Annotated in this window: 9 protein-coding genes; 8 read left to right on the forward strand and 1 reads right to left on the reverse strand. The window is 50.6% G+C overall.

The genetic code is table 11. The features are described from left to right. The first annotated feature begins 449 nt into the window (after positions 1 to 449). From DHL47_RS01710 to recG, 7 genes are all read left to right on the forward strand, one after another. Entirely contained in the window at positions 450 to 2,297 is a 1,848-nt protein-coding gene (locus DHL47_RS01710) for an APC family permease (protein WP_209550692.1), read from the forward strand. 196 nt (positions 2,298 to 2,493) lie between these two features. Further along, the gene (gene secA, locus DHL47_RS01715; protein ID WP_128834335.1) at positions 2,494 to 5,010 is read left to right on the forward strand and encodes a preprotein translocase subunit SecA; all 2,517 of its coding nucleotides are present in this window, start codon (positions 2,494 to 2,496) and stop codon (positions 5,008 to 5,010) included. Beyond that, positions 4,952 to 6,064 carry a 3-deoxy-7-phosphoheptulonate synthase gene (locus tag DHL47_RS01720; RefSeq protein WP_275945954.1) on the forward strand — a complete coding sequence of 371 codons (1,113 nt, stop codon included), beginning with the start codon at positions 4,952 to 4,954 and terminating at the stop codon, positions 6,062 to 6,064. Before secA ends, DHL47_RS01720 begins: the two co-directional genes overlap by 59 nt. Position 6,065: 1 nt before the next feature. After that, positions 6,066 to 7,097, forward strand: a complete 1,032-nt coding sequence (locus tag DHL47_RS01725; RefSeq protein WP_209550693.1) for a 3-deoxy-7-phosphoheptulonate synthase — start codon at positions 6,066 to 6,068, stop codon at positions 7,095 to 7,097. A gap of 734 nt (positions 7,098 to 7,831) precedes the next feature. After that, complete coding sequence (acpS, locus tag DHL47_RS01730) at positions 7,832 to 8,194, forward strand: holo-ACP synthase (RefSeq protein WP_128834330.1); 363 nt, start codon at positions 7,832 to 7,834, stop codon at positions 8,192 to 8,194. Then, on the forward strand, positions 8,184 to 9,290 hold the full coding sequence (gene alr / locus DHL47_RS01735; RefSeq protein WP_209550694.1) for an alanine racemase: 1,107 nt from the start codon (positions 8,184 to 8,186) through the stop codon (positions 9,288 to 9,290). Before acpS ends, alr begins: the two co-directional genes overlap by 11 nt. A gap of 336 nt (positions 9,291 to 9,626) precedes the next feature. Further along, entirely contained in the window at positions 9,627 to 11,642 is a 2,016-nt protein-coding gene (gene recG, locus DHL47_RS01740) for an ATP-dependent DNA helicase RecG (RefSeq protein ID WP_209550695.1), read from the forward strand. A gap of 701 nt (positions 11,643 to 12,343) precedes the next feature. On the opposite strand, the gene DHL47_RS01745 is transcribed toward recG, so the two are convergent. Then, the gene (locus DHL47_RS01745; RefSeq protein WP_209550696.1) at positions 12,344 to 13,306 is read right to left on the reverse strand and encodes an asparaginase; all 963 of its coding nucleotides are present in this window, start codon (positions 13,304 to 13,306) and stop codon (positions 12,344 to 12,346) included. Positions 13,307 to 13,748: 442 nt separating this feature from the next. Here DHL47_RS01745 and DHL47_RS01750 point away from each other — a divergent pair, with 442 nt between their 5' ends. Further along, positions 13,749 to 15,149 carry a Cof-type HAD-IIB family hydrolase gene (locus DHL47_RS01750; protein ID WP_338060074.1) on the forward strand — a complete coding sequence of 467 codons (1,401 nt, stop codon included), beginning with the start codon at positions 13,749 to 13,751 and terminating at the stop codon, positions 15,147 to 15,149. Positions 15,150 to 15,348 lie beyond the last annotated feature (199 nt).

Below are 15,348 nucleotides of genomic sequence, written 5' to 3' on the forward strand. Positions count from 1 at the left end.
CAGACGGCAGAATCCCATGCTCTTTGAACACCTCTTCAAACTACATCAGCTCCCGCATTAAAAGTTTGTTAGCAGAACCAAGCGAGACTGAAGCGCTTTTTATACGGTATCTTCCCAAAGATTAATCTCTCTGCGGGTGAGAGTGCAGCCATCATGGGAGTCTTATACGGTATCTTCCCAAAGATCCATCCCTCTGCGGGTGAGGACACAGCCATCATGGGAGTCTGTCTCAGTCTCTTTTGGTATGGAAAGGACCGAGTCGTTTGCTTGCGGGCCGACCGCTTAAGGCGAAGGGACTCAGCATACAGTTTCCGAACAAATCTATTGAAACGGCATCAGTTACGATCAGTTTAGCATAAGCGCTCCATCAGACATTTTTTTGAAGAAATCCTTGTCATCTGTTCAGAAAAGGAGTATAATGGCCCATATTGATTTTCTAGGAGAAAAATATGTTTTCAAAATTGAAAAAAATCTTTATCGGCCAGCCCTTGAAGTCTGGTGATGAAGGCGATGAGGGCCATCTTCTGAGCAAGCTGCAGGCTTTGGCTATGCTTTCCAGTGACGCCCTGTCCTCTATCGCCTATGGACCTGAGCAGGTGGTGCTGGTTCTGGTCTCTGTCTCAGCCGGAGCGATTTGGTGGTCCCTGCCTATTGGATTGGTGGTGCTGGTTCTCCTGACCAGTCTGACGATTTCCTACCGGCAGGTGATTCATGCTTATCCGCAGGGCGGCGGGGCTTATATGGTGACGACGGAGAATCTCTCTCCCAATCTGGGTCTGGTTTCCGGCGGCAGCCTTTTGGTTGACTATATGCTGACAGTAGCCGTATCGGTCGCTTCAGGAGCCGATGCCATTACCTCAGCGATTCCGGCCCTGCACCCCTACAATCTGCACATTGCCGTCTTTCTGGTTTTGGGGCTGATGCTCATGAATCTGCGCGGTCTGCGGGAGTCTGCGACTTCGCTGATGATTCCGGTCTATCTCTTCATTGCCAGCACAATTTTTCTGATCGGTTTTGGCCTCTTTCAGCTTTTGACCGGCCATCTCCCTTATCATGCCACTTCCCATATCGGTCAAACAATCCCCGGTGTGACGGTGGTGCTGCTCCTTCGGGCCTTTACCAGCGGTTCGGCATCTCTGACAGGGGTTGAGGCTATTTCCAATGCTGTGCCTTTCTTTAAGGCGCCCAAGGCGGCAAATGCGGCTAAAACGCTGGCCATTATGGCTGCTATTCTGGGCTTTCTGTTTGCCGGAATTACCTTTTTGAACTACTGGACAGGGATTGTCCCTGTTAAGGGAATGACGACTCTGGCTCAGATGGCTCAGGCTATTCTGGGCTCGTCACCGATTGGCCGTCTGCTTTTTTACATTTTTCAGCTGTCTACTGCCCTTATTCTGGCAGTTGCGGCCAATACTGGCTTTTCTGCCTTCCCTATGCTGTCTTATAATATGGCCAAAAACAAGTACATGCCGCATATGTATATGGAAAAAGGCGACCGACTGGGCTACTCCAATGGGATTTTGACCTTGGCTTTTGGAGCGATTGTTCTGCTGCTGATCTTTGAAGGCAGCACAGAAAGTCTGATTCCCCTTTATACGATTGGGGTGTTTGTTCCCTTTGCCCTCTCTCAGACGGGGATGGTCATTCATTGGAAAAAGCAGTATGGCAAGCAGTTTCTCAAGCATTCTCTGGCCAATATTCTCGGAGCAGCCATCTGCTATACGATTGTCGGTATTCTGCTGCTCTTCCGTCTGGGGGCCATCTGGCCGTTCTTCCCTATTATTGCAGCGCTGATGTGGCTCTTTTTATCCATTAAGAATCATTACAACAAGGTGGCTCTGCAGCTGCGGCTGGACGAGGATATCGAGCGGATAGACTTTGCAGGCAATACCGTGCTGGTGCTGGTCGGCAATGTCACCCGTGTCAGTGTCGGAGCGATGAACTATGCCCGCAGCATCGGAAATGACATCATTGTCATGCATGTTTCGACCAAGGAGACACAGGAGAAGGACCGAGAAGTTGCTCGGGAATTTCAGGAGTATTTTCCAGATATTCAGTTTACCAATATCGAAACCAGCTACCGCAATATTATCCGGCCAACCCTGCGCTATGTGGACCGTATTGCCCGCGAAGCTGAAAAGAAAGGCTATACAGTCACGGTCTTGGTGCCGCAGTTTATCCCCAATCATCAGTGGCAGAATATCCTCCACAATCAGATGAGCCTGAAAATGAAATACTATCTCAAATGGCGGGAGAATGTCGTGATTTCCAGCTATTCCTATCACTTGAAAGAATGACCCCGGCCAGCTTTTTTCAGAGCAGAAGCTAAAACAGCTGGGTTTGAAACGAAAAGAGAAGACCCTTGACAGAGCACAGTCCAGACAAGAAGGACTGTGCTTTTCAGGTCTTTTCTTTCTTGAAAGATAGCGGGAAACATGCTATAATGAAAAGAACATTCTAAAAATCAAAAGGATTATTATAGTAAGGAAAACAATGGCAAATATTTTAAAGACAATCATTGAAAATGATAAAGGTGAATTAAGAAAGTTAGAAAAGATGGCGGACAAGGTGCTGTCCTACGAAGACACAATGGCAGCCCTATCCGATGAAGATCTGCAGGCAAAGACAGAGGAGTTTAAGAAACGCTATGCAGACGGCGAAACCCTGGATCAGCTTCTCTTTGAGGCCTTTGCGGTTGTCCGCGAGGGAGCAAAGCGCGTACTGGGCCTCTTCCCTTACAAGGTTCAGGTCATGGGTGGGATTGTCCTTCACCACGGTGACGTTCCAGAGATGCGTACCGGAGAAGGCAAGACCCTGACTGCGACCATGCCGGTCTATCTCAATGCCTTAGCCGGAAAGGGTGTGCATGTTGTCACGGTCAATGAGTACCTGACGGAGCGTGACGCAACAGAAATGGGAGAGCTTTACTCTTGGCTGGGTCTGTCTGTCGGAATCAATCTGGCAGCAAAATCACCGGCTGAGAAAAAAGAAGCCTATGCCTGTGACATCACCTACTCGACCAATGCCGAAATCGGCTTTGACTATCTGCGGGACAACATGGTGGTCCGCGCTGAAAATATGGTTCAGCGCCCGCTCAACTATGCCTTGGTCGATGAGGTAGACTCCATTCTGATCGACGAAGCCCGGACGCCGCTGATTGTCTCAGGTCCGACTTCTTCTGACACCAACCAGCTCTATCATATGGCTGACCACTATGTCAAATCCCTTGACAAGGATGACTATATCATCGATGTGCAGTCCAAGACAATCGGTCTGTCTGACTCTGGGATTGACAAGGCAGAGAGCTACTTCAAGCTGGACAATCTCTATGATATCGAAAACGTTGCCCTGACGCACTTTATTGACAATGCTTTGCGGGCCAACTATATCATGCTGCTGGACATTGACTATGTGGTCAGTCAGGAGCAGGAAATCCTGATTGTCGATCAATTTACCGGCCGGACCATGGAAGGCCGCCGCTATTCAGACGGCCTGCACCAAGCCATTGAAGCCAAAGAAGGTGTGCCGATTCAGGATGAAACCAAGACGTCTGCTTCCATCACCTATCAGAATCTCTTCCGTATGTACAAGAAACTGGCCGGCATGACCGGTACCGGTAAGACAGAGGAAGAGGAATTCCGTGAGATTTACAATATCCGGGTCATTCCGATTCCGACCAACCGTCCCATTGCCCGGGTAGACCACTCAGACCTGCTCTATCCAAGTATTGATTCTAAGTTTAAGGCCGTCGTTCAGGATGTTAAAGAGCGTCATGAAAAAGGCCAGCCCGTGCTGGTCGGTACAGTTGCGGTTGAAACCAGTGATTTTATTTCCAAAAAATTGGTCGAAGCCGGTGTGCCCCATGAGGTCCTCAATGCCAAAAACCACTACAAGGAAGCGCAGATTATCATGAATGCCGGCCAGCGCGGAGCCGTGACCATCGCGACCAATATGGCCGGACGGGGAACCGACATCAAGCTGGGCGAAGGTGTCCGTGAGCTGGGCGGTCTCTGTGTTATCGGTACAGAGCGCCATGAAAGCCGCCGGATTGACAATCAGCTCCGCGGACGTTCAGGCCGTCAGGGCGATCCCGGTGAATCCCAGTTTTACCTGTCGCTGGAAGACGAGCTCATGCGCCGCTTTGGCTCAGAGCGGATCAAGGCCATTCTGGACCGCATGAATCTCAGTGAGGAAGACTCTGTTATCAAGTCCGGCATGCTGACCCGTCAGGTCGAAAGTGCGCAGAAGCGCGTGGAAGGAAACAACTACGATACGCGGAAGCAGGTCCTGCAGTACGATGATGTCATGCGGGAGCAGCGGGAGATTATCTATGCGGAACGCCACGATGTTATCACGGCTGACCGCGATCTCAGCCCTGAAATCCATGCCATGATCAAGCGGACCATCAATCGCATCGTGGACGGCAGCAGCCATTCAGAGCAGGATGAAAAGACCGAAGCAATTCTGAATTTTGCTAAGTACAATCTGGTGGCCGAAGACTCTATCTCAGCCAGCGATTTAGAAGGCAAGTCTGATCAGGAAATCAAAGACGATCTCTTTGAGCGGGCCTCTCAGGTTTATGACAGTCAGATTGCCAAACTGCGTGATGAAGAAGCAGTCCGCGAATTCCAAAAAGTGCTGATTCTGCGTGTTGTAGACAGCAAATGGACAGACCATATTGATGCACTGGATCAGCTGCGTAATGCTGTTGGTCTGCGCGGCTACGCTCAGAACAATCCAGTTGTTGAATACCAATCTGAAAGCTTCCGCATGTTTAACGATATGATCGGAGCTATTGAATTTGACGTGACCCGTCTCATGATGAAGGCGCAGATTCACGAGCAGGAGCGTCCGCGGGCTGAGCACAATATCAGCACCAGCGCTACGCGCAATATTTCGGCTCAGTCACCGAACATCCCTGCTGGTGTGGACCTGTCTTCTGTTAAGCGCAATGACCCTTGTCCATGCGGCTCCGGCAAGAAGTTCAAAAACTGCCACGGCCGCAGATAACGAAGATACCAAAGGAGAACAGATGACCTTTAAAGCAAGCAGCCAACCTATTGATGTAGCAGAAGTCCGCCAGCTGGCTAAGCTGGAAGGAGAGATGTTGGCTCATAAGAAAGAGCGCGACCGCGAGTTAGAAGCCATTCTGCGCGGCCAGGATGACCGTATTCTCTTGGTCATCGGCCCCTGCTCGTCTGATAATGAAGAAGCCGTGCTGGAATACGCCAAGCGTCTGTCTGCCCTCCAAGAAGAGGTAAAAGACCGCATCTTTATGGTCATGCGGGTCTACACAGCCAAGCCGCGGACCAATGGCGACGGCTACAAGGGCCTGATTCACCAGCCTAATGCCACGGCGGCGCCCAGCCTGATTAACGGTATTAAAGCGGTCCGCAACCTGCACTATCGGGTCATTTCTGAAACTGGCATGACAACGGCTGATGAGATGCTCTATCCGGAAAATCTGCCTCTGGTAGACGATTTGATTTCCTATATGGCTGTCGGTGCCCGTTCTGTTGAAGACCAGCAGCACCGTTTTGTGGCCAGCGGAGCGGATTTGCCGACCGGCCTTAAAAATCCGACTTCCGGCAACCTCAATGTGATGTTCAACGGGATTTATGCTGCCCAGAATAAGCAGAGTTTTCTCTTTTCCGGCAAGGAAGTAGAAACTTCCGGCAATCCTTTGGCCCATGCCATTCTGCGCGGAGCAGTCAATGAGTACGGTAAAAACCTCCCCAACTACTATTATGACAATTTGCTGGATACCATCCAGCAGTACGAGGAGATGGGGCTGGAAAATCCCTTCATTATCATTGATACCAACCACGACAATTCCGGCAAGCAATATTTAGAACAGGTCCGTATTGTCCGTCAGACCTTGATCAACCGGGACTGGAATGAGAAAATTAAGTCAACTGTCCGCGGCTTTATGATTGAGTCTTATCTGGAAGACGGCCGGCAGGATGAGCCGGAGATTTTCGGCAAGTCCATTACCGACCCTTGCCTGGGCTGGGACAATACAGAGCAGCTGGTCCGTGAAATTTATGAAACATTAGGAAACTAAAATGGCATTTATCGAAAAAAGTCAGGAAATTGATCTTGGTCTGATTAAGGCCAAGACACAGCTTTCTGCTGGGGCGCTGGCCCGCAAAAAAGAGCGGGATCAGGAGCTGGCGGCTATCTTCCGCGGTCAGGATGACCGCCTGCTGCTGGTGATGGGCCCCTGCTCATCTGATCATGAAGAGGCGGTGCTGGAATATGCCCGCCGTCTGTCTGCCCTTCAGGAAAGGGTGGCTGACAGGCTATTCATCGTTATACGGGTCTATACGGCCAAACCGCGGACCAACGGTGACGGCTACAAGGGGCTGGTCCATCAGCCGGATACGGCAAAGGAGCCCAGCCTTATCAACGGCCTGCAGGCCGTCCGCCAGCTGCATTACCGGGTCATTGCGGAGACGGGACTGACAACAGCTGATGAAATGCTTTATCCTTCCAATCTCTTTTTGGTTGACGATCTGGTCAGCTACCATGCTGTCGGAGCCCGTTCTGTGGAAAATCAGGAGCACCGTTTCACGGCTTCGGGTATTGATGCACCGGTCGGCATGAAAAATCCGACTTCCGGCAATCTGTCAGTCATGCTCAATGCTGTTTATGCCGCTCAAAGTCCTCAGCATTTCCTGTTTCGCGGTCTGGAAACAGAAACATCGGGCAATCCCTTGGCACATATCATTCTGCGGGGGGCGGTTGATGCCTATGGCAAGAATCAGCCTAATTTTTACTATGAAAACATCTTAGAGCTGCTGGATGCTTATGAAGCAATGAAGCTGGCCAATCCCTTTGTCATCATTGATACCAACCATGACAATTCTGGCAAACGGTATCTGGAGCAGGTGCGGATTGTCCGCCAGACCTTGATTAACCGGGCCTGGAATCCGCGAATCCGGCAGGCCGTCCGCGGCTTTATGATTGAGTCTTATCTGGAAGACGGCCGTCAGGATGAAGCGGAGGTTTTCGGTAAGTCCATTACGGATCCCTGCCTGGGCTGGGACAATACGGTGCAGCTGGTCGAGGAAATCTATGCCAGCTTGAAGAAATAAAAAAAGAAAGGGACAGTGTGTTTCCTCCGGAAGCCCAACTGTCAGGGAATGCTAAGAAGACAGCTTTTAAACTTTATACTTTTTGAAAATCGAAGATGGTGGTGGGACAGTCTCCCATGATGGCTGTGTCCTCACCCACAGAGGGATGTACTTTTTGGAAGATAGTGCATAAGAACCAATTCTTGAAGAGTTTGGTTCCCTTCACTCTTTTGCTTCCAGGCTCGGGCTGAAAAGCTTCCCCGAACCTTCCCAGCTTTTCTATTTCCAGGCAGGGACTAAAAAGGTCCCCCGGACCTTCCCAGCTTTTGCATTTCTGGGCAGGGGCTAAAAAGGTCCCCCGGACCTTCCCAGCTTTTGCATTTCTGAGCAGGGGCTAAAAAGGTCCCCCGGACCTTTTTACTCCCAGCCGCGGGACTGTTAGAGGCTGGAGATAAAGGGCAGGCAGTTTCCGGCTTTCGTTATCTTAAGTCTGGGGGACTGTTTGAAGGTGCAGATAAGGAACACCGAGTTTTCCTCAGTATAGGGGCTTTTTGGAGTCTAACAGACGAACCTGCTGCTGCATCCTAACGGATGCTTTATCTGCAAGGAGGCCGGAACAAAAGTGCTTCAGTCTCTGTAAGTCAATGAGACGATTGATGGCCTATCGGCCTGACTCTTATCCCTTGCTATCTTCAGTTTTCTTTGAGTGTCAGCAGGCTGTCCGGCTGAGTTTTACCGCATTCCCAATGAGAGAGATGATCAAAGGACATGGAATCGATGCAGAGGAGCTGTCATCGATTGAACGGGCCTATCAGAAGAATCCCCGCTTTGCCCGCAAGGTGCTGACACCGGCGGAGCTGAGGCGCTTTGAGGAGCTGAAAGGCAAGCGCAGGCTAGAATATCTGGCCGGCCGCTGGTCGGCCAAAGAGGCCTTTTCCAAGGCTTGGGGGACCGGCATTGGGCCAGTGTCTTTTCAGGATTTGGAGATTTTAAATGATTCCAAGGGGGCACCCTATTTCAGTCAGTCCCCCTTTGCCGGCCGGATCTGGGTTTCGCTCAGTCACACCGGGAATATGGTCATAGCCAGTGTGATTTTGGAGGAAGAAGATGAAAGCTAGTCTGCACAGACCCAGCAAAGCCGTCGTTGATCTGTCGGCCATTGCTTTTAATATACAGCAAGTTGCAGCTCATTTGCCGGATTCGGCAGAAAAATGGGCTGTCGTCAAAGCCGATGCCTACGGTCACGGTGCAGTTGCCGTATCTCGCCATATAGAGCCGCTTGTGGACGGCTTTTGTGTCTCCAATATCGATGAAGCTCTGGAGCTGCGCACAGCTGGCTTGACGAAGAAAATCCTGATTCTAGGCATTTCTGAAACGGATGCTGTTTCGCTGGCTCTTGGAAATGAAATCAGCCTGACCGTGGCCAGTCTGGAATGGCTGGACTTGCTTTTAGCCAGACAGGCCGACCTGACTGGCTTAAGCTTCCATATCAAAATTGATTCTGGGATGGGGCGCATTGGTTTTCGCTCAGGTCAGGAAGCAGAGGAAGCTATCCGCCGTCTGCAGGCAGCTGGAGCTCTTGTAGAAGGGATTTTCACCCACTTTGCTACAGCTGATGAAGCGGATGACAGCAAATTTGACCGCCAGCTGGCTCGCTTTGAGGCCATCCTGCAGCAGCTGGAGACAGTGCCGCCACTGGTCCATGCCAGCAATTCGGCTACGGTTCTCTGGCACAGCCAGACCGTTATGAATGCAGTCCGTCTGGGAGACATCATCTATGGTCTTAATCCCAGCGGGACCGTTCTGGAGCTGCCCTATGACATCAAACCGGCTTTGTCCCTGCACTCTCAGCTGGCCCATGTCAAGGAGCTGGAAGCGGGAGCAGATGTCGGCTATGGTGCGACTTACACCAGTGCCAGCCGGCAGTTTATTGGTACCATTCCTCTGGGCTATGCTGATGGCTGGACTCGGGATATGCAGGGATTTGATGTGCTGATTGACGGGCAGCGCTGTCCCATTGTCGGCCGGGTTTCTATGGATCAGCTAACCGTGCGCCTGCCTCGCTCTTATCCCCTCGGTACGCCGGTGGTGCTGATTGGCCAGAGCGGTGCAGAGATGATTACAGCTACAGATGTAGCAGTGCAGCGCGGCACCATTAACTATGAGGTGGTCTGTCTGCTCAGCGACCGTGTGCCAAGGGTTTATCGGGAGTAGCCGCAGCGAGCACCCAAACTGCAGTTTCTGACAAAAAATCACCAGAGCAGTTGGTAAAGACTGTTCGTTTGCTTTTAGCAGTGAAATAATCTGGGGGAGTAAAAAGGTCCGGGGGACCTTTTTAGCCCCTGCCTGGAAATTGAGAAGCAGGGAAGGTCCGGGGGACCTTTTTAGCCCCTGCCTGGAAATTGAAAAGCAGGGAAGGTCCGGGGGACCTTTTCACTCCCAGCCCGCGAGGCTCTCACAGTCTTCCAGACTGTGAGAGCAAACTGCGCGAACGACGGGATAAAAGATAAACGAAATGAGAATGACGATAACAGAACTGAAAGAGGCATTATGAATTTACATCAACCCTTGACGGTTCTGCCCGGTGTAGGACCGAAATCAGCAGAAAAATTCAAACAGCTGGGACTGGAAAGCCTGCAGGATTTACTGCTTTATTTTCCCTTTCGCTATGAAGATTTCAAAAGCAAGAATGTTCTGGAGCTGGAAGACGGCGAAAAAGCGGTGATTTCCGGCAGGGTGGTTACTCCAGCCAATGTCAGCTACTATGGTTATAAACGCAACCGCCTGCGCTTTACTCTCAAGCAGGGAGAGGTGGCTCTGGCGGTTAACTTTTTCAATCAGCCCTATCTGGCAGACAAAATCGAGCTGGGAGCTGCTCTGGCAGTCTTTGGCAAATGGGATAAGACCAAGGCCAGTCTGACCGGCCTGAAAATTTTGGCCCAAACGGAGGACGATCTGCAGCCGGTTTACCGGCTGACTCAGGGAGTCAGTCAGGCTAGTCTGGTCAAGCTGATTAAGACAGCCTTTGACCAAGGGCTTGACCTGCTGCTGGAAGAAAATCTGCCCCAGGTACTGCTGGACCGCTACCAGCTGGCGGGACGGGCACAGGCTGTACGGGCCATGCACTTTCCTCAAGATTTGGCTGACTACCGGCAGGCTCTGCGGCGGGTCAAGTTTGAAGAGCTCTTTTATTTTCAAATGCAGCTGCAGGTCCTCAAAACGGAACAGAAAAATGTCAGGAATGGTCTTGCAATGAACTGGGATCAAGAGGTCCTGACTGCCAAGAAAGCCAGCCTGCCTTTTGAACTGACAGAAGCACAGGAGCGCAGTCTGAGAGAGATTCTGCAGGACTTGCAGTCGCCGGCTCATATGAACCGCCTGCTGCAGGGAGATGTGGGAAGCGGCAAGACCGTCGTTGCCGGTCTGGCTATGTATGCCGCTGCCGCTGCCGGCCTGCAGTCTGCCCTTATGGTGCCGACTGAAATTCTGGCTGAGCAGCATGTTGCCAGCCTGTCTCAGCTTTTTCCAGAGCTGAAACTGGTCCTTTTGACCGGCAGTATGAAAACGGCTGAGCGCAGAGCAGCACTGGCTGCTATTGAGACCGGACAGGTCGACCTGATTGTCGGGACCCATGCCCTGATTCAGGAAGGGGTGTCCTATCATCGTTTGGGGCTGGTGATTATTGACGAGCAGCATCGCTTTGGAGTTGGGCAGCGCCGGCTTCTGCGGGAGAAGGGGCTGAATCCCGATGTGCTGATGATGACAGCAACTCCCATTCCCAGAACGCTGGCTATCACCGCTTTTGGTGATATGGATGTGTCCATTATCGATCAGCTGCCGGCTGGGCGCAAGCCTATTATCACCCGCTGGGTCCAGCATGAGCAGCTGCCAGTGGTGCTGGACTGGATGGCCAAGGAGCTGCAAAAAGGGGCTCAGGTCTACTTTATTTCTCCCCTGATTGAGGAGTCAGAGGCTCTGGATTTGAAAAATGCCCTTGCCCTGGAAGAAGAGCTGAAGGCTTATTTCGGTCGGTCTGCTCAAGTGGCTCTGCTGCACGGCAAAATGAAGAGCGATGACAAAGAGTCTGTGATGCAGGGGTTTAAGGACGGCAAGACGGATATTTTGGTATCCACAACGGTCATCGAAGTCGGAGTCAATGTTCCCAATGCAACGATTATGGTTATTATGGATGCGGACCGCTTCGGGCTGAGCCAGCTTCACCAGCTGCGGGGCCGGGTCGGCCGGGGACAGAAGCAGTCCTATGCAGTTTTGGTGGCTAATCCTAAGACTGAGTCCGGCAAGCAGCGCATGAAAATCATGACGGAGACGACCGATGGCTTTGTTTTGGCCGAGGAAGATCTGAAAATGCGGGGCTCCGGTGAAATTTTTGGCAGCCGCCAATCCGGCCTTCCAGAATTTCGGGTGGCGGACATCGTTGAGGATTATCCGATTTTAGAAGAAGCCAGAAGGGTTGCCAGTCAGATTACAGCTGATCCCAACTGGCGGCAGCAAGCCGACTGGCATTTGCTTTCTCTGCATCTGGACCGACAGGATTATCTGGATTAGAAAAAGTCTGACTTTTAGCTTTCTGCAAGCTATCTGTAAGTCTGCCTTAAGTTTGGCAGCTTATGATAATCCTATCAACCCTAAGGAGGCAGTGCAGATGACAGTCACTATTAAAGTAAGCTATCAGAAAACCTTTTTTAAAAAAGGCGGGAAAGCGGAGGTGAGCTATGGTCGGTGATTATCTATTCAAAATGCTGGAAGCTTTCCTTCAATCCCTGTTTTAGGAAAGGAAAAATCAAAGATGTTCAGTTCTTTCCCTAACAGAAGTGAGGCCCCCACCGCCTTTCCTATTCCTTCTTATTTTCAAGAATATTAGAACCTGTGTTTATAGATGACTTTGCCATCTATAAACACAGGTTCTTCATTTTCGATGCTGAAGAGCTGATACTCGGGATTCGCTGCTAATACGATATGTGTTTCAAGCTCAACCTTTTGAGGTTTTCGATGTGATGAAGGATGTCGGCTCTGGCGGTGGGACAGAACTAAATTTTTAAAAATTTAGTTCCCTTCGCTCTTTTGTTTCTAAGCTCAGACTGAAAAGGTTCCCCAAACCTTTTCAGTCCCAGCCCGGAGGACTGTGAGAGGTTGGGGATGAGGAAAACAGCGTTTTCCTCAATGTAGGAACTTTTTGGAGTCTAAAAGACTATAGTAGTGAAATAGTCTGGCTGCCCTTTTCGAATTCTCATCGCCAGCCTGACCAATCATCCTTCCATATAGTTCTGCAGTTCCTGGTCTTGCAGACCGGCGTTGAGAGCGATGAGGAGCTTGAGTCGGGCTTTTGGGGCATTGAGCTCCTTGACAAACATAATGCCGGCCTGATGCAGTTTGACACCGCCGCCTTCGTAAGCATAGACTGGCTCGGCAATGCCGTTGAAGCAGCGGGACACCAAAGCGATGGGGAGCCCGGCTGCTGCCATCTGGCCCAGTCTGTCGGATGTTTCTTGTGGCAGATTGCCGGCTCCGAAAGCTTCGATAATCAGACCGTCAATCTTGCTCAAATCCAGCATATCCAGCAACTCTGTCTTCATCCCCGCATAAGCTGGAATGATGGGCACCAGCCCTGAGATCTTGTCCAGATCAAAGCGCACACGCGGTTCTGCTGTTTTAAAATAAAGAATTTCCTGCTTCATCACCAGCCCCAGCGGTCCGTGAGTCGGTGTCTGGAAGGTGCTGACATTGGTCGTGTGGGTTTTGGTCACATACTTGGCTGCATGTGCTTCGTCATTCATAACGACCAAGACACCCTTGCCTTTGGCCTTGTCGTCGCTGGCCACTCTGAGAGCTGACAGGTAGTTGTAAACGCCGTCGCTGCCCAGTTCATTGGAGCTGCGCATAGCTCCGGTCAGGACCACCGGAATATCCGGCAGTTCCATAGTATCCAGAAAGTAGGCTGTTTCCTCCAAGGTATCCGTTCCGTGGGTAATGACCACACCGTCAAAGTACCGGGCCCGCTCCTTAATGGCTTGGTACAAGGTCAGCATGTGCTGGGGGGTGATGTGGGGGCTGGGAATGTTGAAAAAATCCACCGCCTCAACCTCAATCCCCTCCAGCGGCACCCGCACATGGTTCATTGGATTGTCCTTGTTGGTTACGACGGCTCCTGAACCGTCTGCCTGCATGGAAATGGTCCCTCCGGTGTGCAGGACCAAGATGTTTTTTACCATTTTTTCTCCTTTAGCCCTCTATCACCACGAAAGGAAAAAAGCAGGAAATCTGCTAGAGACTGAAGACAAAGTTATCCAAAGTCTTTCCTTAAGTGAGTGCGGACGGTAGCGACTTCCTTCGGAATTCCATACCTAAGATTTGAGCCTAAAGTCTCAAATCTTCCGAGCGCCTGAAACTAAAGAGTTTCAGGCGCTTTTCTCACAGCGGAAAGACTTGGTTGATCTTTGTTTAAATTATAGCAATGAGCTTTTTCAAAGAAAATGGAATTTGTCTACGTTCTGAAGCAGGAAATCTGCTAAGTATTTTCCTTGGTTATTGCTTTCTTTTTCATTCGTATGTCACTGGGATTACCCGGGTTTATCTTTTTTACAATTCGTGTGATAGTATGTCATTTTTGTGTTATAATTTATTGTATCATAAAAGGAAAGAATGAGAAAATCAATGGAAGTAAAAGCCGTCTTTTTCGATATTGATGGAACGCTGGTGAATGACAGTCGAACGGTTTTGAAATCTACAGAAACAGCCATTAAAAGCTTAAAAGAGCAGGGGATATTAGTCGGTCTGGCAACCGGCCGCGGTCCTTTCTTTGTCAAACCTTTTATGGAGCAGCTGGATTTGGACTTTGCCGTGACCTACAACGGTCAGTATATCTTTTCAAAGGACAGGGTGATTTCCGCCAGCCCCATTGACAAGCAGAGTCTGCGGGACTTGATTGCTTATGCCCAAAAACACAGAAAAGAGATTTCTCTGGGGACAGCAGATGCCATGCTGGGGTCCAAGATTATGTCCTTTGGCATGAGTCCTTTCTCCCAGTGGACCAGCCAGTTCATTCCCAAGAAAATGGCCCGCACCGTCAGTCACAGTTTTAACAAAATTATCAGCAAAGCCCTGCCCCAGCATGAAAAAGAGCTCCTGCAGCTGATTCAGGAACCCATTTATCAGGCCTTGATTTTGGCCAGTCCGGAAGAAAGCCATAAGATTGAAAGGGAGTTTCCGGATTTGAAATTTACCCGCAGCAGCCCCTATGCAGTGGATATTATCAACAAGAACATGTCTAAACTGGAGGGGATTCGCCGGGTCGGCAGGGAATACGGCTTTGATATCGGCCAGGTCATGGCTTTCGGAGACTCGGACAATGATTTGGAAATGCTGTCCGGTGTCGGCCTGTCCATTGCTATGGGGAATGGGACCAGCTCGGTCAAAGAGGTGGCCAAGCACACGACCAGCAGCAACAGTCAGGACGGCATTCACAAGGCTTTGGAGCACTTCGGTATTCTGGCCAGTGAAAAAGTCTTTACCAGCAGCGATCATCATTTCAACAAAGTCAAGGAATTTCACAGCGTTATGGACAATGGGACCCAGGAGGAGCCAATTGTCTGGTCGCCGGAAGATGCCCGCCACCGGGCTGGCTTTAAGCTGGAAGAATTGGTGGAATTTCTCCGCGCAGCCAGTCCGTCGGAAGAAGAGTTTGAGCACTCAATGGCTTATCTTCATGAGGCGCTGGATCAGGCAGCAGCTAAGGTTCGCTCCAAGAGTCCGGCTGAGGTATCGCTGGTCGGTCAGGCTGATGCTCTCATTGACACTCTCTACTTTACCTATGGCAGCTTTGTGCTCATGGGGGTAGATCCTGAGCAGATTTTTGATATTGTCCATCGGGCCAATATGGGCAAAATCTTCCCCGACGGCAAGGCGCACTTTGACCCCGTTACCCACAAGATTCTCAAGCCAGATGACTGGGAAGAAAACTATGCACCGGAAAGAGCCATCAAAGAAGAGCTGGACCGGCAGATTCAGGCCTACCGGCGGACTTTGGCCTTGGATGACGAGACCAAGGGAGACTAGGCTTTCCTATTTATTGCCAGCTGAGGCTCTTCAAACATCAAAGCGAACCTTGGCTAAGTCTGGAGGACCGTTGGTGATTGGGAATAAAGGGAGGGCAGCTTTTGACTGTAACACAGATTATAGAGGCTGGGACAAAAAGGCTTCAAAAAAAGCAACGACTAGAAAACAGCCGTTGCCTTTTGCTTTAAAGAGATAGTCT

The sequence above is a fragment of the Streptococcus panodentis genome (assembly GCF_017884005.1).
In the GTDB taxonomy this organism is placed as follows: domain Bacteria; phylum Bacillota; class Bacilli; order Lactobacillales; family Streptococcaceae; genus Streptococcus; species Streptococcus panodentis.